Genomic DNA, 23898 nt, shown 5'->3' with positions numbered 1-23898 from the left:
GAACTTTCCGTCGTCCCCGTCCGGGGCTGCGGAAAGCCCGTCCTCGCAAGGGCCGGTGGCGTTCGGAAATCCCGCGCGGCCGGGACCGGCCGCGCGGGTTTCGCGCCCACTGGACCCCGGCAGCGGGTTGACACGTTTTAATCAGATGACCCAAAGTGAGCGGCGACACACCAGCGGACGGACTCGGGGGCACACAGATTGGGCGCAGACGACACCGGCCGCTCCGCGCCGCCGGGCCGGACGGTCGGCATCAAGCAGGTCGCGGCGCACGCCGGCGTCTCGCCGGGCACCGTGTCCAACGTGCTCAACCGGCCCGAGCGCGTCGCCGAGGCCACCCGCACCCGCGTCGAGCAGGCCATCCGCGACCTCGGCTTCGTCCGCAACGGCTCGGCGTCCACGCTGCGCGCCGGGCACAGCAGCACGATCGGGCTGATGGTCCTCGACCTCGCCAACCCGTTCTTCACCGACGTGGCGCGCGGCGTGGAGGACATCGCCAGCGAGCGCGGCTACGCGGTGATCCTCTCGTCCTCGGGCGAGTCGGACGAGCGGGAGCTGCGCAACCTGCGGGTGTTCGCCGAGCAGCGCGTCCGGGGGGTCCTGCTGACCCCGGTCGGCGACGACGGCGAGGCCGCCGACCGGCTGCGCGAGCGGGGCGTCCCCGTGGTGCTGCTCGACCACCCGACGCCGCGCGCCAACCAGTGCTCGGTCGCCGTGGACGACGTCGCGGGCGGCGAGCTCGCGGCCCGCGAGCTGCTGGACGCGGGCGCCCGGACGCTCGCGCTGGTCACCGGGCCGGCCGTGCTGCGCCAGTGCGTCGACCGGCGCAAGGGCGCGCTGCGGGCGCTGCGCGCCGCCGGGCTCGGCCGGGACGCGATGCGCGAGGTCGCCGTCGGGGCGATGAACGCGCGGTCCGGGCAGGAGGCGGCGCGGCGGCTGCTGGAGGCGGGCGCTCCGCTGCCCGACGCCATCTTCTGCGCGAACGACCTGCTCGCGCTCGGCGTGCTGCGCGTCCTGCTCCAGGCCGGGATCAAGGTGCCGGATGACGTCGCGCTGATCGGGTACGACGACATCGAGTTCTCCGCCGCGGCCGCCGTCCCGCTCAGCTCGGTGCGGCAGCCCACCTACCAGCTCGGCCGGATCGCGACCGAGCTGCTGCTGGAGGAGTGCGACGAGACGGGCGGGCACGCCCACCAGCAGGTGATGTTCCAGCCCGAGCTGGTCGTCCGCGAGTCCAGCCGCTCCGCCCTGGGCGGCCCCGCCCTCGGGAGGCAGGCACTGTGAGAGTCGCGCTGTTCCTCACCTGCGTCAACGACACGATGTTCCCGGGGACGGGCCAGGCGGTGGTGCGGCTGCTGAGGCGCCTCGGCCACGACGTCGAGTTCCCCGAGTCGCAGACCTGCTGCGGGCAGATGCACCTCAACACCGGCTACCGGCGGCAGGCGCTCCCCCTCGTCAAGGGGTTCGCGGAGACGTTCGAGCCCTACGACGCCGTCGTGACGCCGTCCGCCTCCTGCGGGGCGATGATCCGCGACTGGCACCCCCGGCTCGCGCCGCGCACCGCCGGGGTCGCCTCCCGCGTGTACGAGCTGACGGAGTTCCTCGTGGACGTCCTCGGCGTCACCGACGTCGGCGCGTACTACCCGCACCGCGTCACCTACCACCCCACCTGCCACTCGCTGCGGATGCTGCACGTCGGCGACCGCCCGCTGCGGCTGCTGCGCGAGGTCCGCGGCATCGACCTGGTCGAGCTTCCGGACGCCGCCGAGTGCTGCGGGTTCGGCGGGACGTTCGCGCTGAAGAACGCCGAGGTGTCGGCCGCGATGTGCGCGGACAAGGTCACCGCCGTCCGGGCGACCGGGGCCGAGACGCTGTGCGCGGCGGACAACTCCTGCCTGATGCACATCGGCGGCGCCCTCACCCGCACCCGCGCCGGAGTGCGGACCGTCCACCTGGCCGAGATCCTCGCCTCGACGGAGGAGGAGCCCGCATGACCCCGCAGGCGCGTACCCCGTGGGGGGACGACCCCCCACACCCCCCGGTTCGCTCCGCTCAGGCGATGCCGACCTATGTCGGGATGCCGTCGTTTCCGGACGCGGCGCGGCGTGCGGTGGCGGACCCGCGGCTGCGCGGGAACCTCGCGCACGCCACCACCACGATCCGGGGGCGCCGCGCCGCCGCGGTGGCCGAGCTGGACGACTGGCCCGCGCTCCGCGAGGCGGGCAAGCAGATCAAGGACCATGTCCTGGCGAACCTCGGCCACTACCTGCGGCTGCTGGAGGAGAAGGTCGCCGAGGCCGGCGGGACGGTGCACTGGGCCCGCGACGCGGCCGAGGCGAACCGGATCGTCGCCGACCTGGTGAAGGCCACCGGCGAGACCGAGGTCGTCAAGGTCAAGTCGATGGCGACGCAGGAGATCGGCCTCAACGAGTTCCTCGCCGAGGAGGGGATCACCGCCTACGAGACCGACCTGGCGGAGCTGATCGTCCAGCTCGGGGACGACCGGCCGTCGCACATCCTCGTCCCGGCGATCCACCGCAACCGCTCCGACATCCGCGACATCTTCCTGCGCGCGATGGAGGACGCGCCGGAGGGGCTGACCGACGAGCCCGCCGAGCTGGCCGAGGCGGCCCGGCGGCACCTGCGCGCCAAGTTCCTGTCGGCCAAGGTCGGGGTGTCGGGCGTGAACTTCGCCGTCGCCGACACCGGCACGCTGGTCGTGCTGGAGTCGGAGGGCAACGGCCGGATGTGCCTGACGCTCCCCGAGACGCTCATCTCGGTGATGGGCGTGGAGAAGATCGTGCCGAGCTGGCGGGACCTGGAGGTGTTCCTGCAGCTGCTGCCCCGCTCGTCCACCGCCGAGCGGATGAACCCCTACACCTCGACGTGGACGGGCGTGTCCCCCGGCGACGGCCCGCGCGACTTCCACCTCGTCCTGCTGGACAACGGCCGCACCGCCACCCTGGCCGACGAGGTGGGCCGGCAGGCGCTGCGCTGCATCCGCTGCTCGGCGTGCCTGAACGTGTGCCCGGTCTACCAGCGCGCGGGCGGCCACGCCTACGGCTCGCCCTACCCCGGCCCGATCGGCGCGATCCTGTCCCCGCAGATCAGGGGCATCGGGTCGGCGGTGGACGCGTCGCTGCCGTACGCGTCGACGCTGTGCGGGGCCTGCTTCGAGGCGTGCCCGGTCGCCATCGACATCCCGGAGGTGCTCGTGCACCTGCGGGCCCGCGCCGTGGAGAAGGGGCCCCGGCATCCGCTGGAGCGGGTGGCGATGGCGGCGGCCGGGTGGACGCTGCGCTCCCCCACCCGGCTCGGGCTCGCGCAGCGCGCCGCGTCCGCGAGCCGCCGCGCCGTGGCGCGCGGCGGCCGGATCCGGCGGCTGCCCGGGCCGCTGGGCGCCTGGACCGAGACGCGGGACGCGCCCGCGCCGCCGCCCGAGTCGTTCCGCGCCTGGTGGGCCCGGACCGGCGGCGGGCGCGAGGAGGGGGAACGGTGAACGCGCGCGAGGAGATCCTGCGCCGGATCGAGCGGGCGGCGCCCGCCCGCCCCGCCGCCGAGGTCGCGGCCTCCTACGACCGGATCGACCGCGGCTACCTGCGCCGCCACCATGACGACGCGATCCTCGACCTGTTCGCCGAACGGGTCGCCGACTACCGCGCGACCGTCCTGCGCGTCGCCGCGTCCGAGGTCGCCTCGGCCGTCGCCGAGCGGCTCGCGGCCCGCCCCGGCGCCTACGGCGTCCCGTCCGGCCTGCCGGAGGAGTGGACGTCCTCGACCGGCGCCGCGCTCGTGCGCGACCCGTCGGCCGCCTCGCTCGACGGCCTGGCCGGCGCGGTCACCGGCTGCGCGGCCGCGGTCGCCGAGACGGGCACGATCGTGCTGGACCACGGCGCCGGGCAGGGGCCGCGCGCCCTGTCGCTCGTGCCCGACTACCACCTGATCGTCGTCCTCGCGGACCAGGTCGCCGCCGACGTGCCGGAGGCGCTCGAACGCCTCGATCCGCGGCGGCCGCTGACGTTCGTGTCGGGCCCGTCCGCGACGAGCGACATCGAACTGTCCCGGGTGGAGGGCGTGCACGGGCCGCGGACTTTGGAGGTTGTGGTCGTCCAATGAGCGAAGCGATGTTCGCGGCCGTCGATCTCGGGGCGTCCAGCGGGCGGGTGATGGCCGGGCGCGTCGGGCCCGGCACCCTCGCCCTGGAGGAGATCCGCCGCTTCCCGAACCGCCCCGTCCGGGTCAACGGCACCCTGCACTGGGACATCCTCGGCCTCTACGGCAACGTCCTGGACGGGCTGCGCTCCGCCCCGCGCGGCCTGGCCTCGGTCGGCATCGACTCCTGGGCCGTCGACTACGGGCTGCTGGACGCCGGCGGCGCCCTGCTCGGCAACCCCGTGCACTACCGCGACGCCCGCACCGACGGGGTGATGGAGCGGGTCCGCGCCGAACTGGGCGAGGACCTCCTCTACCAGGCCTCGGGGCTGCAGTTCCTCCCGTTCAACACGATCTACCAGCTCGCGGCCGACGACCTCTCCCGGGCCGCGACGCTGCTGCTGATCCCCGACCTGCTGGCCTACTGGCTCACCGGGGAGATCGGCGCCGAGCGCACGAACGCCTCCACCACCGGGCTGCTGGACGTCCGCGGCGGCACCTGGTCGGCGGACCTCGTCGACCGGCTGGGCCTTCCCGCGGGGATCTTCCCGCCGCTGCACGACCCCGGCGCGGACATCGGGACGCTCCGCGCGGACGTGGCGGCCGAGACCGGCCACGGCGCCCTGCGCGTCACGGCCGTCGGCTCGCACGACACGGCGTCCGCCGTCGCCGCCGTCCCCGCCGCCGCGGACCGCTTCGCCTACATCTCGTGCGGCACCTGGTCGCTGGTCGGCGTGGAGCTGGACGCCCCCGTGCTGACCGAGGAGAGCCGCAAGGCCAACTTCACCAACGAGGGCGGCGTCGACGGGACCGTCCGCTACCTGCGCAACGTGATGGGCCTGTGGCTCCTCCAGGAGTCCATGCGGACCTGGGGCGACGCGGACCTGCCGGCCCTGCTCGCCGCGGCCGGGGACGTGCCCGGCCTGCGCTGCCTCATCGACCCCGACGACCCCGAGTTCCTGCCGCCGGGCGACATGCCGGCCCGCATCGCCGCGCACTGCCGCCGCCGCGGCCTGCCCGAGCCGTCCTCGCCCGCCGAGACCGTGCGCTGCATCCTCGACAGCCTCGCCCTGGCGCACCGCGCCACGCTCCGCCAGGCGGCGCGGCTGTCGGGGCGGGAGATCGACGTCGTCCACCTGGTGGGCGGCGGCAGCCGCAACGACCTGCTGTGCCGGCTGACCGCCGACGCCAGCGGGCTGCCGGTGGTGGCCGGGCCCGTCGAGGCGACGGCCCTCGGCAACGTGCTGGCGCAGGCCCGCGCGCAGGGCGCCGTCGCGGACCTCGCCGAGTCCCGCGCCCTGGTCGCCGCCACCCAGGACCTGCGCCGGTACGAGCCGTCCGGCGACGAGGAACGCTGGAGCGAGGCCGCCCGGCGGATCGGGCTGGACGGCTGACCCCCGGTCCCCGGTCCGGATGTCACGGCTGCGGGACGGTTTACCCTCCCGAGGTTGACATGCGGCCGCAAAGAGCCGTTCATAGCTATGAACAACACGGTCACGCAGGGTCCCCCCGCGGCGTTGGCACTCGGGGATGGGCGGGTTGCCCCACCTTATTGACGTTCTACCCGATAAGGTGAACCCCGCTCAGGGACCACAACGAGAAGCATGATCACGGCGTTTCGACCGCCTGTCGCTGTTGGGGTGTGGACATGGAGGGTCGTACCGGCCACGACAACGGAGCGGCGCCGAGCGGCGTCCCGCTGGTCGGGCGCAGGGACGTCCTCCGTGTCTTCGAGGAGTCCCTGGACGCCACGGCGGCCGACGCGTTCCGCTTCCTGGCCCTCGTGGGCGAGCCGGGGGCGGGCAAGACGCGGCTGCTGACCGAGCTGTCGAACGCCGCCGAAGCCCGCAAGCTCGCCACCCTGGCCGGCCGGGCCTCGGAGTTCGAGCAGGAGATGCCGTTCGGCGCCGTCGTCGACGCCCTCGACGACCACCTGGAGGACCACGCGGGCGACCTCGGCCGCGGCACCGTCCGGCTGCTCGGCCCGGTGTTCCCGGCGCTCGCCGCCTCCCTCAGCGACGGGGAGGACGCCGGCCCGCCCGGCAGCGCGCCCGTGGCCACCCCGGTGGCCCGGTACCAGCTGTACCGCGCGGTGCGGCGGCTGCTGGAGGAGGTGGCCGCCCCGTCCGGGCTGGTCCTGATCCTCGACGACGTGCACTGGGCCGACAACGCCACGATCGAGCTGCTGGACCATCTCGTGCGGCACCCGCCGCGCGCCCGGGTGCTGATCGCCGTCGCCTACCGTCCCGCGCAGGCGTCGGCGCGCCTCGCCGCGCTGGTCCAGGCGTCGCTGCGGGACGAGGGCGGGCACCGGCTCACCGTCAAGCCGCTCACCCAGGCCGAGGTCGCCGAGATGCTCGGCCCCGGCGTCAGCGGGGCGCGCTGCAGCGAGCTGTACCGGGCCAGCGGCGGCAACCCCTTCTACCTGGAGGCCCTCGCCCGCACCCGCGAGCCCCTCGCCGCCGGCTACGCCGAGGGCGAGCTGCCGCCCGCCGTGCGGGCGGCGCTGCAACTGGAGCTGAGCGGGCTGTCGCCGGACGCGCTGCTGATCGCGCAGAGCGCCGCCGTCGCGGCCGACGAGTTCGCGCCGCCGCTGGCCGCGGTGGCCGCGGAGGTGAGCGAGCGGGTCGCGCTGGCCGCGCTCGACGAGCTGGTCGCCCGCGACATCGTGCGGCCCCGCGCCGAGCGCTTCCGGTTCCGGCACCCGCTCGTGCGGCACGCCGCCTACCGGTCCGCCGCGGCGGGCTGGCGGCTGGCCGCGCACGGCCGGATCGCCGCCTACCTCACCGAGATCGGCGCGCCCGCCGCCTTCCGCGCCCGGCACCTGGAGCGCTCGGCCCGGGTCGGCGACCGCGCCGCCGTCGCGACTCTGGTGGAGGCGGCCCGCGCCTTCGCCACGCAGGCCCCCTCGACCGCCGCGCACTGGCTGAAGGTCGCGCTCGGGCTGATGCCCGCGACCGACGACGCCGGCGCGGCGGGCGGTGACCCCGCCCAGCCCTCCCGCCTCGCGCTGATGATGGAGCTGGCGCAGGTCCAGACGGTCGGCGGCCACCTCATCGAGGGGCGCGAGACCGCGCGGAGCGTCCTGAAGATGCTGCCGCTGGACGCCTACGAGCAGCGCGCCCGCGCGGCCCGGCTCGCCGCGCTGATGGAACGCCAGCTCGACCGCCCGAACGAGGCCCGCACCCTGCTGCTGGACGAGCTGCGCCGGATGCCCGACCCCCGGTCCCCGGCGGCGGTGCCGCTGCGGATGCGGCTGATCGCCGAGCGGATGATGCGGATCGACTTCCGCGCCGCCCAGGCCGTCCTGGACCTGATGCCCGACAGCTCGGAGGACTGGGAGCCCAGCCTGGAGCTCGCCGTCGCCGCGTTCCGGCCGATGCCCGCGCTCGCCGCCGGCCGCATCGAGGACACCCTGCGCTACCTGGCGGCGGCCGACCGGCTGGTGGACGCCGCTCCCGACGAGCACCTCGCCGAGTGGATGGACGCGATCGCCTGGCTGTGCTGGGCCGAGACGTTCATGGGCCGGTTCCGCCCCGCGGCCCGCCGGTTCGAGCGGGCGGTGGACGTCGCCCGCGCCACCGGGCAGCTCTACGTCGTCCCCACGCTGATGGCGGGCCTCACCCGCGCCTACGGCATGCTCGGCCGGCTGGAGGAGGCCGCGGTCGTCGCCGAGGAGGCGGTGGAGGAGGCGCGGCTCCTGCACTCGGGGCAGCAGCTGGTGTTCGCGCTCACGCAGCAGAGCCTCGTCGCGGGCTGGTCCGGGGACGAGGAGTCCGCGCTGCGGCACGCCGAGGAGGCCATCGAGAGCGGCGCCGGCGTCGGCGAGTGGTGGGGCTCCATGGCCCGCTACGCGCGCGCGATGGCGCTGATCGGGCTCGGCCGGCTGGAGGAGGGCGCCGAGGCCGTCGACGCTACGGTCAAGGGCCCGCTGGACCAGCGGACGCACCTGTCGCTGAGCGAGGTCATGGCCGGCGTCGAGGCGGGACGGGGCCGCGCCGCGGCCGCCCAGAAGTGGGTGGAGCGCGGCGAGCACTACATCATCCCCGGCCTGGAGGCCCACAACGGGCTGGCGCAGCTGGCCCGCGCCCACGTCCTGCAGCTCACCGACGCCGCCGCGGCGGCCCGAGAGGCGCTCGCGGCCGCGGAGATGTTCGAGGAGGCCGGGCACCGCATCGACGCGGGCCGGGCCCGGATGCGGGCCGGGCAGGCGCACGCCGGGTCCGGCGAGCGCGCCGCCGCCCGCGAGCAGCTGCGGCTCGCCGCCGAGATCTTCGCGGGCTGCGGGGCGCGCTCCCTGCACGCGCAGGCCGTCCGCGAGCAGCGCCGGATCGGGGTGCGGGTGCCGGCGCGGGGCGGCGGCCGCGAGACGGGGCTGCCGGGCGGGCTGTCCAAGCGCGAGTACGAGGTCGCGTCGCTGGTCGTGGAGGGGTGCACGAACTCGCAGATCGCCGAGCGGCTGTTCGTCAGCATCCGCACCGTCGAGACGCACCTGTCGCACATCTTCGCCAAGTTCGGGGTGAACTCCCGGGTCGGCGTGGTCAACGCCCTCAGCCGCCAGGACCCTGACGCCCCCGGGGCCGGCTGACCCGGGTCCGGATCCGGCCGGTCCGGTCCGGGCCGTCCCCGACGCGAACGCGCGACGCCGTATCCCCGTCTCAGTATGCGTTCGTCAGGGTTCCGTGCCAGAAGTAAGGGTTTACCACGATGTTGTGTTCCAGCAGGTCACCCCATGATTACTGCGGGAAAGGGAGGTGACGGACATGAACCGGACGATTCCTCGATTCACCCTTGAGGGCGTCAAGGATGCGCAGATCTCGACGTATCCGGTCACGACGGGCGACGGTCTCGGCTGGGGCTGACCCGGTTCCTGCGCGAGGAGAGCGACGACGTCGTCCTGCTCGTGCACGGGCTCACCTCCTCCAGCGACCTGTTCATCATGCCGGAGATCCCGAACCTGGCGTCGCACCTGCTCGACAACGGCTTCACCGACGTGTGGACCGTGGACTTCCGGATGAGCGGCCGCTTCCCGTACGACGGCGAGACGCACCGCTACACCCTCGACGACATCGCCCTGTACGACTTCCCGGCCGCCCTCGCCGAACTGCGCAGGCACATCGGCGACCGGCCGCTGCACGTCATCGCGCACTGCCTGGGCGCCGTGTCGTTCTCGATGGCCCTGTTCGCCGGGACCGTCACCGACATCGCCTCCCTCACCTGCAACAGCGTGTCGCTCACGCCGCGGGTGCCGGCGTTCTCGAAGGTCAAGCTCGGCCTCGGCACCTGGTTCCTGGAGTACGTCCTCGGGCTGCCGTTCCTCGACCCGCGGTTCGGCGACGCCCCGCGGTTCACGCGGCCGTGGATGCTGTCGCGGGCGGTGTCGCTGTTCCACGGCGAGTGCTCCACCCGCGCCTGCCACATGCAGAGCTTCCAGTGGGGGGCGGGCAAGCCGGCGATGTACGAGCACGAGAACCTGCTGCCCGAGACGCACGCGCGCGTCGCCGACATCTGCACCGCGTCCGGGCTGCACTACTACCGGCACGTCCGCAAGATGGTCAAGGCGGGCCACTCGGTCAAGTACGCGCCTCGGGACGAGCGCTACGCGCGCCTCCCGGAGAACTACCTGGAGAACGCGGCGGACGTGGAGACGCCCATGCTGCTCCTCGCGCCCGGCAACAACCGCGTCTTCACCGACTCCAACATCCACCTGCACAAGATCCTCGAGAAGGCGGCGCCGGGGCGCCACGAGCTGGCCTCGCTGCCCGGCTACGGGCACCTCGACCCGCTGATCGGCAAGGACTCGCACATCGACGTGTTCCCGCGCGTCGTCGACTTCCTCAAGCGCCACGCATCATGACCGACATCGAACACGTCGACGCCGTAGTGATCGGATCCGGATTCGGCGGATCCGTCACCGCGTACCGGCTGGCGGAGGCCGGGCAGCGGGTCGTCCTGCTGGAGCGCGGGCAGCCGTACCCGCCCGGCAGCTTCCCGCGCACCCCCGCCGAGATGGGCCGGGCGTTCTGGGACCCGGACGCCGGCCTGTACGGGATGTACGACGTGTGGGGGTTCAAGGGCTGCGACTCGGTCGTGTCCGCCGGCCTCGGCGGCGGGTCCCTGATCTACGCGAACGTGCTGCTGCGCAAGGACGAGCGCTGGTTCGTGCACGACCGTCCGGTGCCCGGCGGGGGCCACGAGCCGTGGCCGATCTCGCGCGCCGACCTGGACCCGCACTACGACGCCGTCGAGCGGATGATGGGCGCCACGCCGTACCCGCTGGACCAGGTCCCCTACGACGACACCCCGAAGACGCACGCGCTCCAGGACGCGGCGGCCGAGCTCGGCCTGCACAGCACGCTGCCGCCCCTCGCGGTCAGCTTCGCCTCCGAGCCCGGCGGCACGCCCGGGGTGAGCCTGCCGATCGCCGACCCCGCGTACGGGAACCTGCACGGCGCCCGCCGCCGGACGTGCAAGCTGTGCGGCGAGTGCGACATCGGCTGCAACGAGGGCTCCAAGAACAGCCTCGACCACAACTACCTGTCCGCGGCCGCGCACCACGGCGCCGACATCCGCACCTCCCACGAGGTGAAGGCGATCCGGCCGCGGCCGGGCGGCGGGTATGAGGTCGACTACGTCCACCACGCGGACCTGACCGCCAGGAAGCGCCGCCTGCCGACCCGGACGATCACCTGCGACCGGCTGGTCCTGGGCGCCGGCACCTACGGCACGACGTACCTGCTGCTGAAGTCGCGCAAGGCGTTCCCCGGCCTCAGCTCCGCGCTCGGCACCCGCTTCTGCGGCAACGGCGACCTGCTGACGTTCCTGATGCGGGCCAAGGACCGCAACCGGGTCCGCCCGCTGAACGCCAGCCGCGGACCGGTGATCACCACGGCGATCCGGCTGCCGGACGACCTGGACGGCGTGCCCGGCGCGGGCCGCGGCGCCTACATCCAGGACGGCGGCTACCCCGGGTTCACCGACTGGATCGTGAACGGCTTCGACGTCCGCGGCGAGTTCGAGCGCGCGGTCGAGTTCCTGTGGGGCCGCTTCAAGGAGTTCTTCAAGGACGCGCCGGACACCAACCTGTCCAAGGAGCTGTCGGACCTGATCGGCGACGGGGCGCTGACGGTCAGCTCGCTGCCGCTGCTCGGCATGGGCCGCGAGACCGCCGACGGGCGGCTGCACCTCCAGGACGGCCGGCTCACCGCCGACTGGAACGCCCGGACCAGCGAGGAGCTGTTCAACCGCGTCCGCAAGACGATGCAGGGGATCGCGGACGTGCTCGGCGCCGACTACGCCGACAACCCGATGTGGTTCCGCAAGCGCATCATCACCGTCCATCCGCTGGGCGGCGCCCCCATGGGCGACCACCCGGGCGAAGGCGTCTGCGACGCCTTCGGCGAGGTGTTCGGGTTCCCGGGCCTCTACATCGCCGACGGGGCGGCGATGCCCGGCCCGGTGGGCCCGAACCCCTCGCTCACCATCGCCGCGCAGGCCGATCGGCTGGCCACGCGGCTGCTGGAGGAGACGTCCGCCCGCCGGGGGGCGGGAGGACCGACCGCCCCGCCTGCCACGGGGGCCGAGCCGGCCGGGGGAGCCGGCTCGCCAGGCGGGGCGGGGAACGGCTCGGCGTACGGCCCCGCATCGGGGAGTCACGGCGGAACACGGGGACCGTCCACCGTGGCCGCGGGCCGTACGTCGCTGTCGTTCACCGAGGAGATGAAGGGGTTCGTCACCTACGGCGAGACCGACACGCGGATCGGCGAGCTGGTGGACGGGCGCCTGCCCCTGTCGTTCCGCCTGACGATCACCGCGGCGGACACCGACCGGTTCCTGGCCGAACCGGACCACGAGGCGACGGCCACGGGGTGGGTCGACGCCACCGGGCACGGGGGGCGCCGCCCGGTCGAGGGGGGCACGTTCAACCTGTTCGTCGCGGACGGGCCCGAGGACCGGCGGCTGATGCGGTACCGGCTGTTCTACACCGACGGGGAGGGACGGCGGCGCACGCTGAGCGGGCACAAGAACGTCCTGCACGGGCCGCCGACGCGGATCTGGCCGGACACCTCCACCCTCTACGTGCGGCTGCTGGACGGGCACGTCGCCGCGGACGAGGAGGACGGCGCGGAGGTCGTCGCGGCCGGGGTGCTGCACATCCAGCTGACCGACTTCGCGCGGCAGCTCACGACGTTCCGCACGACGGGGCCGGGCGGGGCGGGCACGCTGCTCGACTTCGGCAGGTTCTTCGCCGGGGAGCTGTGGGAGGTCTACGGTCCCGACCCCGACTGAGGGGTCCATGGTCGTGCAGGCCGAGGGAACTGCGGGGTGCTCTCGGCCTGCACCTTTTCGCCGGAGGCCGTGCGGGGGGTCGCACGGTCTCCGGCTCGGGGCCCTCCGCCGGGCCGGGCGCCGCGCCGGGGTCAGACGCCCTCGGCCGTGCGGGCGGGGCAGTCCGGCGGGCAGTCCTCGACGTGGGCGGGCAGCCAGCGGGTGAAGGCCCTCAGCATCTGCCGGAGCGCGAAGCCGACGACCGGGCCGGTGCCGGGGATCAGCGGCTCGAACGTCGCCTCCCAGCGCAGGAGTGTCCCGGCGTCCCGGCGCTCCAGCCGGACGTCCGCGCGGTAGGAGCGCACCGGCAGGCCCGCCACCGCGATGTAGCCGAAGTGCTCGTAGGGCTCGTAGGCGACGGTCCGCTCGCTGGCCGGCCAGATCTTCTTGACCGTCCCGACGCCGTAGGGGGCGGTGTCGCCCGCGCGCGCCCGCCGCGCCGGGACAGGGAACCGGCCCCAGGCGCCCCACGCCTCGGGGACGGCCAGGTGCCGGAAGAGGTCCTCGGGCGAGGCGGCGGTGGTGGCGGTTGCCTGGATCATCGCCACACGCTACCGCCGCGCCCGCGGCGGCGGCAGACCTGGTTCCGGGACGCCGTCAGTGCGCCTGCCCGTAGAGCCGGTCGACGCGCAGGCGGACGACGACACGGCCGTCCTCGACCATGACGCGGCGGTACTCGTCCCAGTCGGGGTGCTCGCCGCGGATGTCGCGGTAGACCTCGACGAGCTCCTCGACGGCGGCGTCGCCGGGGTCGGCGGCGACCGCCGAGAGCTCGGCGGTGCCCTCGGCCACCACCCACGACCAGCCGTCGGGCGAGCTGACGTGCAGGCTCGCGCGCGGATCGCGGGCCAGGTTGCGGGCCTTGGCCCGGTCGGCGGTGATCGAGATCCGGACGAGCCCGCGCCCCTCGTCGAAGTGGTAGTTGATCGTGGACAGCTGGGGGCGCCCGTCGCGCTTGAGGGTGGCCAGCACCCCGATGTCGCGTCCCGCCAGCAGTTTCCGCAGTGCCGCCTCGTCCGCCATGTCCGCCTCCCTCGATCGTCGCCTCTACCCGCGTCAACCCCGGGGCGCGCCGATCGCTTCCCGGTCAGCCGAGGGCGAGGGCCGGGAAGTCGAGGACGCGGGCGGACCGGGCCCCCGGCCCTCCCGCGTCCTCCCCGGCGGCGCGGCCGGTGAGGATGTGGCCGCGGAACACCGCGCCCTTCGCCGCCACCCTGACGGCGCGGAAGCCGCGCGGCGGCAGGGCGCAGAACCCGGTGCGCACGACGTCGTCGAACAGCGAGTCCGACACGACGTAGGCGAGGTCGCGGTCCGCGTCGTCGGCCAGCAGGCGGCGCAGCGGCGCGGCGTCCAGCAGCCGCTGGACGACGATGGGCGCGTCGCCCGCGGGGCCGAACGGCCCGGCCGTGAGCGTGCCGTGGTGCAGTGAGAGCCGCACGCGCAGCCGGAAGCGGCCGGCGTCCCGGTTGGCCTCGCGCAGCGCCCCGTCGAGCAGGATGACGAAGTCGCCGGCGACCGTCGCCGGGTCGACGCCCTCCGGCAGCGTGGCGAGCTCCCCGTCGCCGCCGACCTGCTTGTCCCAGCCGGCGCGGTCGAGGCCGACGCCGCGGGCGGCGCCGTCGAGCGCCTCGGACAGCAGCCGCTGCGCGTGCAGCTGCTCGCGCGTGTCGCGCCTGCTGTACCCCTGGATGTCCACCGCCAGCAGCAGGCGGTAGCTGAGCTGTCCTTCCTCGTTCTCCTTCACCAATCCGATCCCCGCCCTCGGTCTCTATGGGCAAATGGGCCCAATGCCCGCATTCGCTCCAAAGCGTGGAGTGAGCGTTGCCCGGCGAAGGTCCGTCGCGCGGTGCGGAGTCGTCGCCTCCCGTACGCCCCTGAGACGCACCCCGGCGAGCCCTGGGACCGAAAGGTAAGGAGAAGCTGGCGAACAAGTAAGTGGCAATCCGGAAAATCCCCCATGAAACGGCCTCGGTTGAACCGCGCGGCGCGAGGGTCCCGTACTGCCTCCCAACGTGACACCCACGGTCACCGCGTCGCCCCGCACCCCTCGCACCCCGCCGGAGACCCCGATGGCCCACAGATCACCGGCCGCCGCGTCGGCCACCCGCGAACGCCCGCCCGGACCGTGGAGCTGGTTCCGCGGCCCGCGGCCCGCCGGCGGCGTGGACGACCAGGTGATCGTGACCGAGCTGTACCGCGTGTACGGCCGCCCGCTGCTGTCGTTCGTCCTGCGGCTCACCGGCGGCGACCGGCACTGGGCCGAGGACGTCGTCCAGGAGACGATGATCCGCGCCTGGCGCAGCGCGCACCAGCTCGACGAGAACGCGACCTCGCTGCTGCCCTGGCTGGCGACCGTCGCCCGCCGGATCGTCATCGACGACCAGCGCCGCAAGAACGCACGGCCGCAGGAGGCGGGCGAGGGCCCGCTGGAGAACATGCGCGTGCCCGACGGGTTGGAGGATCTGCTGCGCTCCGTCGTCGTGTCCGAAGCCCTCCTCGCCCTGTCTCCGGCCCACCGCGAGATCCTCAACGAGACCTTCTTCCGGGACCGCTCGGTGAACGAGGCCGCCAAGCGGCTCGGGATCCCCGTGGGGACCGTGAAGTCCCGGGTCTACTACGCGCTCCGGGCGCTGCGCGTCGCCCTGGAGGAGAGGGGCGTGACGCCATGAGAGCGCCGGACATGCCGCACGTCGACGTCGGCGCCTACGCCCTCGGCCTGCTGGAGGAGCCCGACCGCCGCGCGTTCGAGGCGCACCTGGCTACGTGCTTCTCCTGCCACGAGGAGCTCGGCGCGCTGAGCGGGCTCGCCCAGACCCTGGACGGCATCGGCCCGATCGCCGACCCGGTGGAGGCGATGCCCGCGCCGCCCGAACCGGCGGCGGTCACCGACCTGATCCGGCACCGGATCCGCCGGGAGCGGCGGCACCGCACCGTGCGGGCGCTGGCCGCGGCCGCCGCCGGGGTCGTGCTGCTCGGCGGGGCGCTCGGCACCGGGTACACGCTGGGCGCCGACCGCGGCCCCCGCCGCCTCCGCGCCGGACGGCGGGACCGCCCAGCTGCTGCGGGACGGCCGGGCGATGTCGGCGACCGACACCGGCACCGGCGTCACCGGGACCGTGGCGATGCAGCAGAAGGCGTGGGGCAGCCGGATCGCGCTGCGGCTCAGCAAGGTCGCCGGGCCGCTCTCGTGCGAACTGGTCGCCGTGGACGAGCGGGGCAAGGCGCACACCGTCGTCGGCTGGTCCGTCCCCGCCAAGGGCTACGGCCTGCCGGGCTCGCCGCAGCCGCAACTGGCCCTCCAGGGCGGCACGGCGCTGCGGCCGCAGGAGATCAGCCGGTTCGAGGTCCGGACGATCGGCGAGGGCCGCACGCTGCTGACCGTCCCGGCGTAGGCTCCGCGCCCCGGAACGCCCGGCCGGGGCGCCCTCCGATGTCTCATAGGCTGAGGTGGTGAGTGCGACCCGACCGTCCGCCGGCCCCGAGCTGATGCTGCCGGGGCTCGGCGAGGTGTACGCGGCCTACGTCCGGGAGGCCGGCGCCCTGCCCGCGCAGCCCGGCCCGCTGCAGGCCGAGATGTGGACGTCCGCGCAGCTCGGCGCCCTGGAGGCCGCGGCCCCGCACACCGCCGCGCGGCGCGCCGCGCTCGGCGACCTGATCGGCTGCCTGCACGCGGCGGCCACCCCTGGGGCCCGGGCCTTCCTGCGGGCGCTCGCCGCGATCGGCCCGGCCGAGGGACGCGCGGCCGCGGCCCGCGCCGCCGGCCGCCTCGACGGCGTTCCGGCCGCGCCCTGGGAGGAGTCGCTCGGGCGGGTCGTCCCGGGCCAGGCGTGGCTGATCCAGGAGGGGCCGCTGGACGGCGACCGCCTGGTCTGCGAGTTCCGCTACGAGGGCGCCGGCACCGCCGGCATGCACGCCCTCGCCGTCCGGCTCTCCTACGGCGACGCCCCCGCCGAGATCGTGGTCGCCGGGGACGTCCCGGCGCTGATGGCGGCGGCCCGGCAGGCGATGCAGGCCGAACTGTGCGTCGTCCAGCCCCACGACGCCTCGGCCGTGGGCGCGAGGCTCCGCTCCGCGCTCGGCGGCGCGGAGCCCCTGCCCGAGGGGTGCTACCCGGCGCTGGCGCTGGCCCGGCACCGGGTGTCCCTGCTGCCCTAGCGGCCGAGGGCGCGGTAGCGGCGCACCGACAGCGGGAAGAACACCGCCGCGATCACCAGCGGCCACACCACCGCCATCAGCACGCTGTGCTGCGCCGCCCACGACCCGCCCGCGACCGGCTCGCCGAACAGCTCCCGGCACGCCGTCACCGTCGCCGACATGGGGTTCCACTCGGCCACCGCGCCCAGCCACCCCGGCATCGTGCTCGGCGCCACCAGGGCGCTGGACAGGAACCCGATCGGCCAGACCAGGATCTGGACGGCCGCCACCGACTCGGGTCCCTTGGCGACCAGGCCGAGGTAGACGCCGAGCCAGACCAGGGAGAAGCGCAGCAGCAGAAGGAGCCCGAGCCCCGCGAGGGCCTTGGCCGCGCCGTCGTGGACGCGCCAGCCGATCAGCACGCCGCAGGCCGCCATCACGGCCAGCGCGACGACCGAGTGGAGCATGTCGGCGGTGGCCCGGCCCACCACGACGGCGGAGGACGCCATCGGCATCGACCGGAACCGGTCGGTCACGCCCTTGCTCGCGTCGCTCGCGATCGCGGCGAACGTCGTCTCGATCCCGAACGCCATCGTCAGCGCGAACATGCCGGGGACGATGAACGCCCGGTAGCTGCCGCCACCGGGGACGTCCATCTGCCCGCCGAACAGGTAGCCCATCATCAGCACGACCATCACCGGGAAGAGCAGCGCGACGGCGACCTCGCCCGGCTTGCGCGCCCAGTGGGCCAGGGCGCGCGAGGTCAGCACCCACCCGTCGGCCACGGCCCACCGCACCGCCTGAACGCTCACGCGCCCGCCCTGCGGGGGCACGGCCCCCAGGTTCGCCTTGCTCATGAAGCCACCTCCTCCTTCTCCGTGAGGTGCAGGAACACCTCGTCCAGGGTCGGGCGCCGGAGGCCGATGTCGGCGACGGCGACGCCCGCCTCGTCCAGGGCCCGGACGACCTCGGTCAGCGCGGCGGCCCGCCCCGGCACCGGCGCCCCGACGCGCAGGGCCTCCGCGTCGACGTCCACCTCGCCGGTCGCGACCCGGCCGACGATCTCGGCGGCGGCGGCGAGCGCCCCCGGGTCGTCGACGACGACCTCGACGCGGTCGCCGCCGAGCCGCGCCTTGAGCGCGTCGGGGGTGCCCTCGGCGATGACGCGGCCGTGGTCGATCACCGAGACGCCGGAGGCGAGCCGGTCGGCCTCCTCCAGGTACTGGGTGGTGAGCAGGACGGTCGTGCCGCCCTCCACCAGGTCGCGGATCGCGTCCCACACCTCGCCCCGGCTGCGCGGGTCCAGCCCGGTGGTCGGCTCGTCCAGGAACAGCACGGGCGGCGCGAGGATCATCGACGCGGCCAGGTCGAGGCGCCGCCGCATGCCCCCCGAGTACTCCCCCGCCGGCTTCGCGGCGGCGTCGGTGAGCCGGAACCGCTCCAGCAGCTCGTCCGCCCGCCGCCGCGCCCGCCCGGCGCCGAGGTGGTGGAGGCGGCTGAACATGACGAGGTTCTGCCGCCCGCCGAGCACCTCGTCGACCGCGGCGTTCTGCCCGACGAGCCCGATGCGGCGCCGCACCCGGGCGGCGTCGCGGACCACGTCGAGCCCGGCGACGCGGGCGCTGCCGCCGTCCGGCCGGGCCAGCGTGGTCAGGATCCGGACGGCGGTGGTCTTGCCCGCGCCGTTCGGGCCGAGCAGGCCGTGCACGGTCCCCGCGGGGACGCGCAGGTCCAGCCCGGCGAGGGCCTCGGTGCCGCCGTAGCGCTTGCGCAGCCCCTCGGCGACGACCGCGAACCGTGGTTCCGTCACCCGTCCTCCAAAACTATGTACGCAGTACGGATTTACCATCGCGGCCAATATAACGTACGCGGTACAGAGTTTCATTCCCTGAGAGGATCGGCCGGTGACCGAGTACAGCGGGGCGGGCGACCCCAAGCGCACCCTGGAGCTGCTGTGGGGCGTGCGGGAGCGTCCCAGGCGGGGGCCCAAGCCGCGGCTGACCGCGGAGGAGATCGTCCGGGCGGCGGTCCGGCTGGCCGACGCCGAGGGCCTGGACGGGCTGTCGATCCGGCGCATCGCCGAGGAGCTGGGCGTCTCCCCGATGTCGATCTACACCTACGTGCCAGGCAAGGCGGAGCTGATCGACGTCATGGTCGACCGCGCCTTCGGCGAGCTGGAGCCGCCCGCCGGCGGCTCCTGGCGGGCCCGCCTGGAGCACATCGCCCGCGGCGACTGGGCGCTGTTCCACCGGCACCCGTGGCTGCTCCAGATCACCACGGTCCGGCCGCCGCTCGGCCCGAACACGTGCGCCAAGTTCGAGTACGAGCTGCGCGCCGTGGACGGCCTCGGCCTCAGCGACGTGGAGATGGACTCGGTCGTCGCGCTCGTGACCGGCTTCGCCGAGAGCTCCGCCCGGGTGTCGGTCAACGCCGCCGAGGCCGAGCGCCGCAGCGGGATGACCGACGAGCAGTGGTGGGAGGCGAGCGCCCCCCTCCTGGAGACGCTGGTGAACGAGGACGACTACCCGCTCGGGACCCGCGTCGGCGCCGCCGTCGGGTCCGAGTACGGTTCCGCCGTCGCGCCCGGCCGCGCCTTCGAGTTCGGCCTCGCCCGCGTCCTGGACGGCATCGAGGTGCTGATCAGCTCCCGCTAGCGCGCCTGGTGGTCCGTTTGGTCGCGACGGCGCCCGCCGGGTCCTCCGGCCACGGGTGCCGGGGGTAGCGGCCGCGCAGCTCGGCCCGGACCGCCCGGTACCCCTCGCGCCAGAACGAGGCCAGGTCCGCGGTGACCGCCGCGGGGCGTCCCGCGGGCGACAGCAGGTGCACGACCAGGGGCACCCGGCCGCCGGCGAGCCGCGGCGCCGCGTCCCAGCCGAACAGCTCCTGCAGCTTCACCGCCAGGACGGGCCGCTCCCCCGAGTAGTCGACCCGGATCCGCGACCCGGACGGGACCTCGACCCGCTCGGGCGCGTACTCCTCCAGCCGCTTCGCCAGGTCCCACGGCAGCAGCCCGCGCAGCAGGCCCGCGACGTCCACCTTCGCCAGGTCGGCCCGCCGCCGCGCGCCCGCCAGCCACTCCGGCGCCCGCTCCAGCAGCGCCGCGTCGTCGACGGCGGGCCAGGGCTCCCCGAGGGCTCCGCGCAGGAACGCCAGCCGCTCCCGCAGCGCGACGGCCGCCGGCGTCCAGCGCAGCAGCCCGAGCCCCTCCGCGCGCACCCCGTCCAGCAGGGCGGCCCGCACGAGTGCGGGATCGGGATCCCGCAGCGGCCGCGCCTCCAGCTCGATCGCGCCGAGGCGCTCGACGCGGCGCGCCACCACGTCGCCGTCGCGCCACGCCACCTCCTCGGCGGTCTCCAGCAGCGGCGCCGCCGCGGACCGCGCGATGTCCTCGTCGATCACCACGGCCTGCCGCACCCGCGCCGACGCCGCCCCGGCGGGACGGTCGGCCGCCGCGACCGCGAGCCAGGCGGGCCGCGCCGCGGCCAGCGCCGACCCCTCCGCCGGCTCGGCGCCCGTCCCGGACGCCATCAGGTAGCCGCTCCCCCGCCGCGCCCGCGCCACCCGCTCCGGGAACGCCAGCGCCACCACGGTGCCCGCCGCATGGTCGTCGCCGAGCCCCGCCGGCGCCCCGTCCCGCCCGGCGAGCGACCGCTGGAGGCGGGCCGCCTCGTCGCGCCACCGCGCGGCGTGCGGGTCGGCGGGACGGTTCCGGCCGCGCAGGGCGCGCCAGACGGCGGTGAGGTCGTCGCCCGCCGAGCGGGGCGGCGGCTCGGACAGCAGCGCGACGATCTGCGCCGCGTCGCGGGCGCCGACCCGCGGGGCGCCGTCGAGGAGGGCGCGGGCGAGGCGGGGGTGCAGGCCGACGCGGGCCAGGCGGCGGCCGCGGTCGGTGGCGCGGCCGTCCCGCAGGGCGCCGAGCGCGTGCAGGGTGGAGCGCGCGGCGTCCATCGCGGCGGGCGGGGGCGGGTCGGGCAGGGCGAGGCCGGTCGCGCCGGGGGCGCCCCAGCAGGCCGCCTGGAGGGCGAAGCCCGTGAGGTCGGCCAGCTCGATCTCGGGGCGGGGGCGGGCCGGGAGCCGGTCGTGCTCGGCCTGCGTCCAGCACCGGTAGACGGTGCCGGGGGCCTCGCGCCCGGCGCGCCCGGCGCGCTGGTCGGCGGTGGCGCGCGACGCCCGGACGGTGGTGAGCGAGCCGAGGCCGCGGGCGTGGTCGGTGCGCGGCTCGCGGGCGAGGCCGCTGTCCACGACCGCGCGTACGCCGGGGACGGTGAGGCTCGACTCGGCCACCGAGGTGGCGAGCACGATCCGGCGGCGGGACGCGGGCGCGAGCACCTCGTCCTGCACGCGCCCCGGCGCCTGGCCGTGGATCTGCAGGACCTCGGCGGGCGCGCCGGACAGCAGCCCGGCGACGCGGGAGATCTCGCCGACCCCCGGCAGGAAGCACAGCACGTCGCCGTCGCGTTCGGCCAGCGCCCGGCGGGCGGTCGCGGCGACGTGCGCGAGGAACCCCGGGTCGACGCGCATGCCGTGCGGTGGCGGGACGGGCCGCGGCGGCGGCGCCCAGACCGTCTCGACCGGGTGGAGCGCCGCCGCGGTCTCCACGACCGGGGCGCCGCCGAGCAGGCGCGACCACGGGCCGGTGTCGGCGGTGGCCGACGCGGCGACCAGGCGCAGGTCGGGGCGCAGCGCGGCGCGGACGTCGAGCAGGAACGCCAGCGCGGTGTCGGCGTCCAGGTGCCGCTCGTGGCACTCGTCCAGGATCACCGTGCCGACGCCGTCGAGTTCGGGGTCGGACTGCAGGCGCTGGAGGACGACGCCCGTGGTGACGACCTCGACGCGGGCGCCGGGCCGGGTCTCGCCGCGGACGGTGACGCCGACGCGGTCCCCGACGCGTTCGCCGAGGAGCCAGGCCATGCGGCGGGCGGCGGCGCGGGCGGCGAGGCGGCGGGGCTCCAGGACCAGGACCTTGCCGGGCGCGGGCGGGGCGCCCTGATCCCGCGCAAGGGCCAGCCCCGCGAGCGCGAGGGGGACCAGGGTGGTCTTCCCGGTGCCGGGAGGCGCCGCCAGCACCGCCGCGCCGTGCTCGTCCAGGGCCGCGCGCAGGGCGGGGACGGCGTGGCGGACGGGGAGGTCTTCGGCGGCGCTGAGGTGCATCGTCCCAGTGTGCCGCGCCGCCCGCGCCACCCGGAAATCAATTGCAGCGAAAAGGGCTTTGAATGTTGCGGTGATAGTTGCACCGCGCCTTTCAGCCAATCTCCGGCGGCTCTTCTGCGTTGTTCCCCCGAATCGTCGCACGAATCACACGCGAACGAGCAGGTGAGCAATGCCCCAGGTCCAAGAAGTGGCGCGGAAGTTTGATTTAAGTCACCTCGCGAAGTGTGGCGGCAATGCCGCGGCGTCCCCATACTGGTGGCGTCTAAGCAGGTGCTGGGAGGACGGACATGTTCGGCAGCTCCATCTACCTCAGGGACCGCCCCGCTTTCACCGGCGGTTCACCGCAGGCGGTGTACGAGGAACTCTGGCAGCGGGGCCGAAAAGGACGATTGCGGACACGCGCCTTTCTGTCGGCCGCGACGCTCGTGCTGTGCGCTCTGCTGGTCAACGCCGTTTTCGGAATCGTGATGGCCGTTGTGGTGGCGGCCTCGGACACGCTCGTCCATTGGCGCATTTACAGCGCGTCGCGGGTGTGGCGGCTCGGGCTGCGCGGCGATCAGCGCATGAACCGCTTCCTGCGCCACACGCTGGAGCGGCGCGGGCACCGCGTGCTGCACGCCCGGACCGTCCCCGAGCACGGGATCGCCGACCAGCTGGTGGTCGGGCCCGGTGGCGTGTGGCTCGTGCACAACGAGGCGTGGTCGCCCGGGGCCGAGGTGTCCCAGCACGGCGGCCGGCTGTTCATCGACGGCCGGACGCAGTCCAAGCTCGTCGCAGGGCTGACCGCACGGGCCGAGGCGGCCGGCGCGGCGATCTCCCGCGCCGCGGGGACGCCGGTCACGGTGACGCCGGTGCTGGCCGTGCACGGCGGCAAGCTCGCCCGCACCCCGTTCACCGCCGACGGCATCGTGTTCGCGCCGCCGCTGAAGCTGATCCGCTGGATGCGCCGCAACCCGGCCGCCGACCGCTCCGCCGAGGAGGTCGAGGCGATCACCCGGGCGGCCGTGCACGCCCTGCCGGTCGGCTCGAACGCCGCGGCCCGGACCGCGGCGTGACCGGCCCCCTCCCGGGAGGACGGCATGACCCACAGACACCTGTGGCCGGAGGGCTCACACGCCGCCGCTCACAGGGCGCCCACCGCCCGCGGGGGTTCCGCCACCTCTGCGGGCGGTGCGGCGCAGCCAGAGCAGGCCCACCACCGGCAGGACCAGGGGCACGAACCCGTAGCCGCGCCCGTACACGGACCAGACGGTCTCGTCCGGGAACGCCGCGCGGTCGGCGATGCTGAGCGTGCCCACGGCGAGCACGCCCACCAGCTCCGTCGCGCAGGCGGCGACTGCGATCCGGAACGAGGTCCGGCCGCCCCGGGCCAGGGCCACCGTCGCCAGGACGTAGACGGCGGCGGCGAGCGCCGACAGCAGGTAGGCGACCGGCGCGTCGGCGAAGCGGGTGGCGATCTGCACGCCCGCCCGCGCGCCGGCCGCGAGCGCGAAGATCGCATAGACGGCGACCAGCAGCCGTCCCGGCCCGCCGGCGGTGGCGCCGGGCCGGGCACCGCCGCCCGTGCGGGCCTCGGCGCCGGCGCGGGCGCCGTCGTCCGCGCGGGTCAGCGGCCCCTGGACCGCGGTCTCGGGGCCGGGCGGGTCCTCTCGGACGGGCTCGGTCCCGCGGACGGGCTCGTGTTCGGGCTCAGGCACCGGTGCCGCTCCACAGCTGGTTCATCCGCACGATCATGACGGCGACGGCCACCCCGGCCACGACGAGCACGGTGGGGCCCCACCGGGTGCGCTCCAGCAGCCCCCACCCGGCGCCGGCGACGGGGATCAGCAGCGACCCCAGCAGGTAGCCGACGAAGGTGGCGGCGCCGTCCGGCCCCTCGCCGCCGGAGAGCCGGACGAAGGCCACCACGGCCTGCGCGACCAGCAGCACCTCCAGGACGCCGAACGCGGCGAGGTCGCCGGCGCCCATCGCCCGGCCGCGCAGCGCCGTCACCAGGGCGTAGCCGGCGGCCAGGAGCGCCACCACGATCGTCGTGGTGGACAGCACGTTCATCACGGCACCAAAGAGTACTACCGGCTGTAGAGCAACCGGGACGGCGCCTCCGGGCGGGGCCGGGAGGCGGCGGGGCATGGCAGC

Annotated in this window: 21 protein-coding genes and 1 pseudogene; 14 read left to right on the top strand and 8 right to left on the bottom strand. The window is 75.2% G+C overall.

Features of this window, described 5'->3' with window-relative positions:
* The first annotated feature begins 198 nt into the window (after positions 1–198).
* The 8 genes from BJY14_RS36625 to BJY14_RS36590 all read left to right on the top strand — a co-directional run bounded on the left by BJY14_RS36625 (position 199) and on the right by BJY14_RS36590 (position 12438).
* Positions 199–1281 (top strand): LacI family DNA-binding transcriptional regulator, encoded by a 1083-nt coding sequence (locus BJY14_RS36625; RefSeq protein ID WP_179847788.1) that lies wholly within the window; start codon positions 199–201, stop codon positions 1279–1281.
* Positions 1278–1991, top strand: coding sequence for a (Fe-S)-binding protein (locus BJY14_RS36620; protein WP_179847787.1), 714 nt, complete (start codon positions 1278–1280; stop codon positions 1989–1991). The genes BJY14_RS36625 and BJY14_RS36620 overlap by 4 nt, the downstream gene beginning before the upstream one ends.
* An 83-nt stretch (positions 1992–2074) precedes the next feature.
* Positions 2075–3496, top strand: a complete 1422-nt coding sequence (locus tag BJY14_RS36615) for a LutB/LldF family L-lactate oxidation iron-sulfur protein (RefSeq protein WP_218907426.1) — start codon at positions 2075–2077, stop codon at positions 3494–3496.
* Positions 3493–4113, top strand: a complete 621-nt coding sequence (locus BJY14_RS36610) for a LutC/YkgG family protein (RefSeq protein WP_179847785.1) — start codon at positions 3493–3495, stop codon at positions 4111–4113. Before BJY14_RS36615 ends, BJY14_RS36610 begins: the two co-directional genes overlap by 4 nt.
* Positions 4110–5543: a rhamnulokinase gene (locus BJY14_RS36605; protein ID WP_179847784.1), complete on the top strand. Its 1434-nt coding sequence runs from the start codon at positions 4110–4112 to the stop codon at positions 5541–5543. Before BJY14_RS36610 ends, BJY14_RS36605 begins: the two co-directional genes overlap by 4 nt.
* Positions 5544–5797: 254 nt before the next feature.
* Positions 5798–8737, top strand: coding sequence for a helix-turn-helix transcriptional regulator (locus BJY14_RS36600; RefSeq protein WP_179847783.1), 2940 nt, complete (start codon positions 5798–5800; stop codon positions 8735–8737).
* A gap of 315 nt (positions 8738–9052) precedes the next feature.
* Positions 9053–10006 (top strand): alpha/beta fold hydrolase, encoded by a 954-nt coding sequence (locus BJY14_RS36595; RefSeq protein WP_312879588.1) that lies wholly within the window; start codon positions 9053–9055, stop codon positions 10004–10006.
* Positions 10003–12438, top strand: coding sequence for an FAD-dependent oxidoreductase (locus BJY14_RS36590; protein ID WP_179847782.1), 2436 nt, complete (start codon positions 10003–10005; stop codon positions 12436–12438). Before BJY14_RS36595 ends, BJY14_RS36590 begins: the two co-directional genes overlap by 4 nt.
* A gap of 131 nt (positions 12439–12569) precedes the next feature.
* Here the strand turns inward: BJY14_RS36590 and BJY14_RS36585 are convergent, their stop codons facing one another.
* From BJY14_RS36585 to BJY14_RS36575, 3 genes are all read right to left on the bottom strand, one after another.
* On the bottom strand, positions 12570–13019 hold the full coding sequence (locus tag BJY14_RS36585) for an SRPBCC family protein (protein WP_179847781.1): 450 nt from the start codon (positions 13017–13019) through the stop codon (positions 12570–12572).
* A 55-nt stretch (positions 13020–13074) separates the two neighbouring features.
* On the bottom strand, positions 13075–13500 hold the full coding sequence (locus tag BJY14_RS36580; protein ID WP_179847780.1) for a PPOX class F420-dependent oxidoreductase: 426 nt from the start codon (positions 13498–13500) through the stop codon (positions 13075–13077).
* A gap of 64 nt (positions 13501–13564) precedes the next feature.
* Positions 13565–14221: a hypothetical protein gene (locus BJY14_RS36575; RefSeq protein WP_179847779.1), complete on the bottom strand. Its 657-nt coding sequence runs from the start codon at positions 14219–14221 to the stop codon at positions 13565–13567.
* 325 nt (positions 14222–14546) lie between these two features.
* Between BJY14_RS36575 and BJY14_RS36570 the strand changes: the two genes are divergently transcribed.
* From BJY14_RS36570 to BJY14_RS36560, 4 genes and pseudogenes are all read left to right on the top strand, one after another.
* Complete coding sequence (locus tag BJY14_RS36570; RefSeq protein ID WP_179847778.1) at positions 14547–15146, top strand: sigma-70 family RNA polymerase sigma factor; 600 nt, start codon at positions 14547–14549, stop codon at positions 15144–15146.
* Positions 15143–15217, top strand: a pseudogene (locus BJY14_RS45985) (hypothetical protein); the annotation flags it as partial. The gene BJY14_RS36570 and the pseudogene BJY14_RS45985, both read left to right, overlap by 4 nt.
* Positions 15218–15554: 337 nt before the next feature.
* Positions 15555–15869, top strand: coding sequence for a hypothetical protein (locus BJY14_RS45980; protein ID WP_246397879.1), 315 nt, complete (start codon positions 15555–15557; stop codon positions 15867–15869).
* Between the two features lie 58 nt (positions 15870–15927).
* Positions 15928–16632, top strand: a complete 705-nt coding sequence (locus BJY14_RS36560; RefSeq protein ID WP_258943532.1) for a hypothetical protein — start codon at positions 15928–15930, stop codon at positions 16630–16632.
* On the opposite strand, the gene BJY14_RS36555 is transcribed toward BJY14_RS36560, so the two are convergent.
* Together BJY14_RS36555 and BJY14_RS36550 are read right to left on the bottom strand one after the other, a co-directional pair.
* Positions 16629–17468 carry an ABC transporter permease gene (locus BJY14_RS36555; protein ID WP_179847776.1) on the bottom strand — a complete coding sequence of 280 codons (840 nt, stop codon included), beginning with the start codon at positions 17466–17468 and terminating at the stop codon, positions 16629–16631. The two genes, BJY14_RS36560 and BJY14_RS36555, sit on opposite strands and share 4 nt — an antisense overlap.
* Positions 17465–18421, bottom strand: coding sequence for an efflux ABC transporter ATPase subunit, DrrA-related (locus tag BJY14_RS36550; RefSeq protein WP_312879586.1), 957 nt, complete (start codon positions 18419–18421; stop codon positions 17465–17467). Before BJY14_RS36550 ends, BJY14_RS36555 begins: the two co-directional genes overlap by 4 nt.
* Before the next feature lie 94 nt (positions 18422–18515).
* Here BJY14_RS36550 and BJY14_RS36545 point away from each other — a divergent pair, with 94 nt between their 5' ends.
* On the top strand, positions 18516–19265 hold the full coding sequence (locus BJY14_RS36545) for a TetR/AcrR family transcriptional regulator (protein WP_179847774.1): 750 nt from the start codon (positions 18516–18518) through the stop codon (positions 19263–19265).
* Here BJY14_RS36545 and hrpB read toward each other — a convergent pair.
* Positions 19252–21762 carry an ATP-dependent helicase HrpB gene (hrpB, locus tag BJY14_RS36540; RefSeq protein WP_179847773.1) on the bottom strand — a complete coding sequence of 837 codons (2511 nt, stop codon included), beginning with the start codon at positions 21760–21762 and terminating at the stop codon, positions 19252–19254. The genes BJY14_RS36545 and hrpB overlap by 14 nt on opposite strands.
* 287 nt (positions 21763–22049) lie before the next feature.
* Between hrpB and BJY14_RS36535 the strand changes: the two genes are divergently transcribed.
* Complete coding sequence (locus tag BJY14_RS36535; RefSeq protein ID WP_218905749.1) at positions 22050–22817, top strand: NERD domain-containing protein; 768 nt, start codon at positions 22050–22052, stop codon at positions 22815–22817.
* A 54-nt stretch (positions 22818–22871) separates the two neighbouring features.
* Here the strand turns inward: BJY14_RS36535 and BJY14_RS36530 are convergent, their stop codons facing one another.
* Both BJY14_RS36530 and BJY14_RS36525 read right to left on the bottom strand, forming a co-directional pair.
* The gene (locus BJY14_RS36530) at positions 22872–23279 is read right to left on the bottom strand and encodes a hypothetical protein (RefSeq protein WP_179849865.1); all 408 of its coding nucleotides are present in this window, start codon (positions 23277–23279) and stop codon (positions 22872–22874) included.
* Between the two features lie 172 nt (positions 23280–23451).
* A complete protein-coding gene (locus tag BJY14_RS36525) occupies positions 23452–23814 on the bottom strand; it encodes a hypothetical protein (protein ID WP_179849864.1) in 363 nt (120 codons plus the stop codon).
* Between the last annotated feature and the right edge of the window lie 84 nt (positions 23815–23898).

The sequence above is a fragment of the Actinomadura luteofluorescens genome, from assembly GCF_013409365.1.
GTDB lineage: Bacteria > Actinomycetota > Actinomycetes > Streptosporangiales > Streptosporangiaceae > Spirillospora > Spirillospora luteofluorescens.
Note: the sequence above shows the minus strand (reverse complement) of the source record. Positions and strands in the feature narration are given on the sequence as shown.

Coding starts and splice junctions, on each gene's coding strand:
- BJY14_RS36570 (WP_179847778.1), top strand. CDS start 14,547: ATGGCCCACAGATCACCGGCCGCCGCGTCGGCCACCCGCGAACGCCCG.
- BJY14_RS36580 (WP_179847780.1), bottom strand. CDS start 13,500: ATGGCGGACGAGGCGGCACTGCGGAAACTGCTGGCGGGACGCGACATC.
- BJY14_RS36535 (WP_218905749.1), top strand. CDS start 22,050: ATGTTCGGCAGCTCCATCTACCTCAGGGACCGCCCCGCTTTCACCGGC.
- BJY14_RS36585 (WP_179847781.1), bottom strand. CDS start 13,019: ATGATCCAGGCAACCGCCACCACCGCCGCCTCGCCCGAGGACCTCTTC.
- BJY14_RS36600 (WP_179847783.1), top strand. CDS start 5,798: ATGGAGGGTCGTACCGGCCACGACAACGGAGCGGCGCCGAGCGGCGTC.
- BJY14_RS45980 (WP_246397879.1), top strand. CDS start 15,555: ATGTCGGCGACCGACACCGGCACCGGCGTCACCGGGACCGTGGCGATG.
- BJY14_RS36590 (WP_179847782.1), top strand. CDS start 10,003: ATGACCGACATCGAACACGTCGACGCCGTAGTGATCGGATCCGGATTC.
- BJY14_RS36605 (WP_179847784.1), top strand. CDS start 4,110: ATGAGCGAAGCGATGTTCGCGGCCGTCGATCTCGGGGCGTCCAGCGGG.
- BJY14_RS36555 (WP_179847776.1), bottom strand. CDS start 17,468: ATGAGCAAGGCGAACCTGGGGGCCGTGCCCCCGCAGGGCGGGCGCGTG.
- BJY14_RS36615 (WP_218907426.1), top strand. CDS start 2,075: ATGCCGTCGTTTCCGGACGCGGCGCGGCGTGCGGTGGCGGACCCGCGG.
- hrpB (WP_179847773.1), bottom strand. CDS start 21,762: ATGCACCTCAGCGCCGCCGAAGACCTCCCCGTCCGCCACGCCGTCCCC.
- BJY14_RS36525 (WP_179849864.1), bottom strand. CDS start 23,814: ATGAACGTGCTGTCCACCACGACGATCGTGGTGGCGCTCCTGGCCGCC.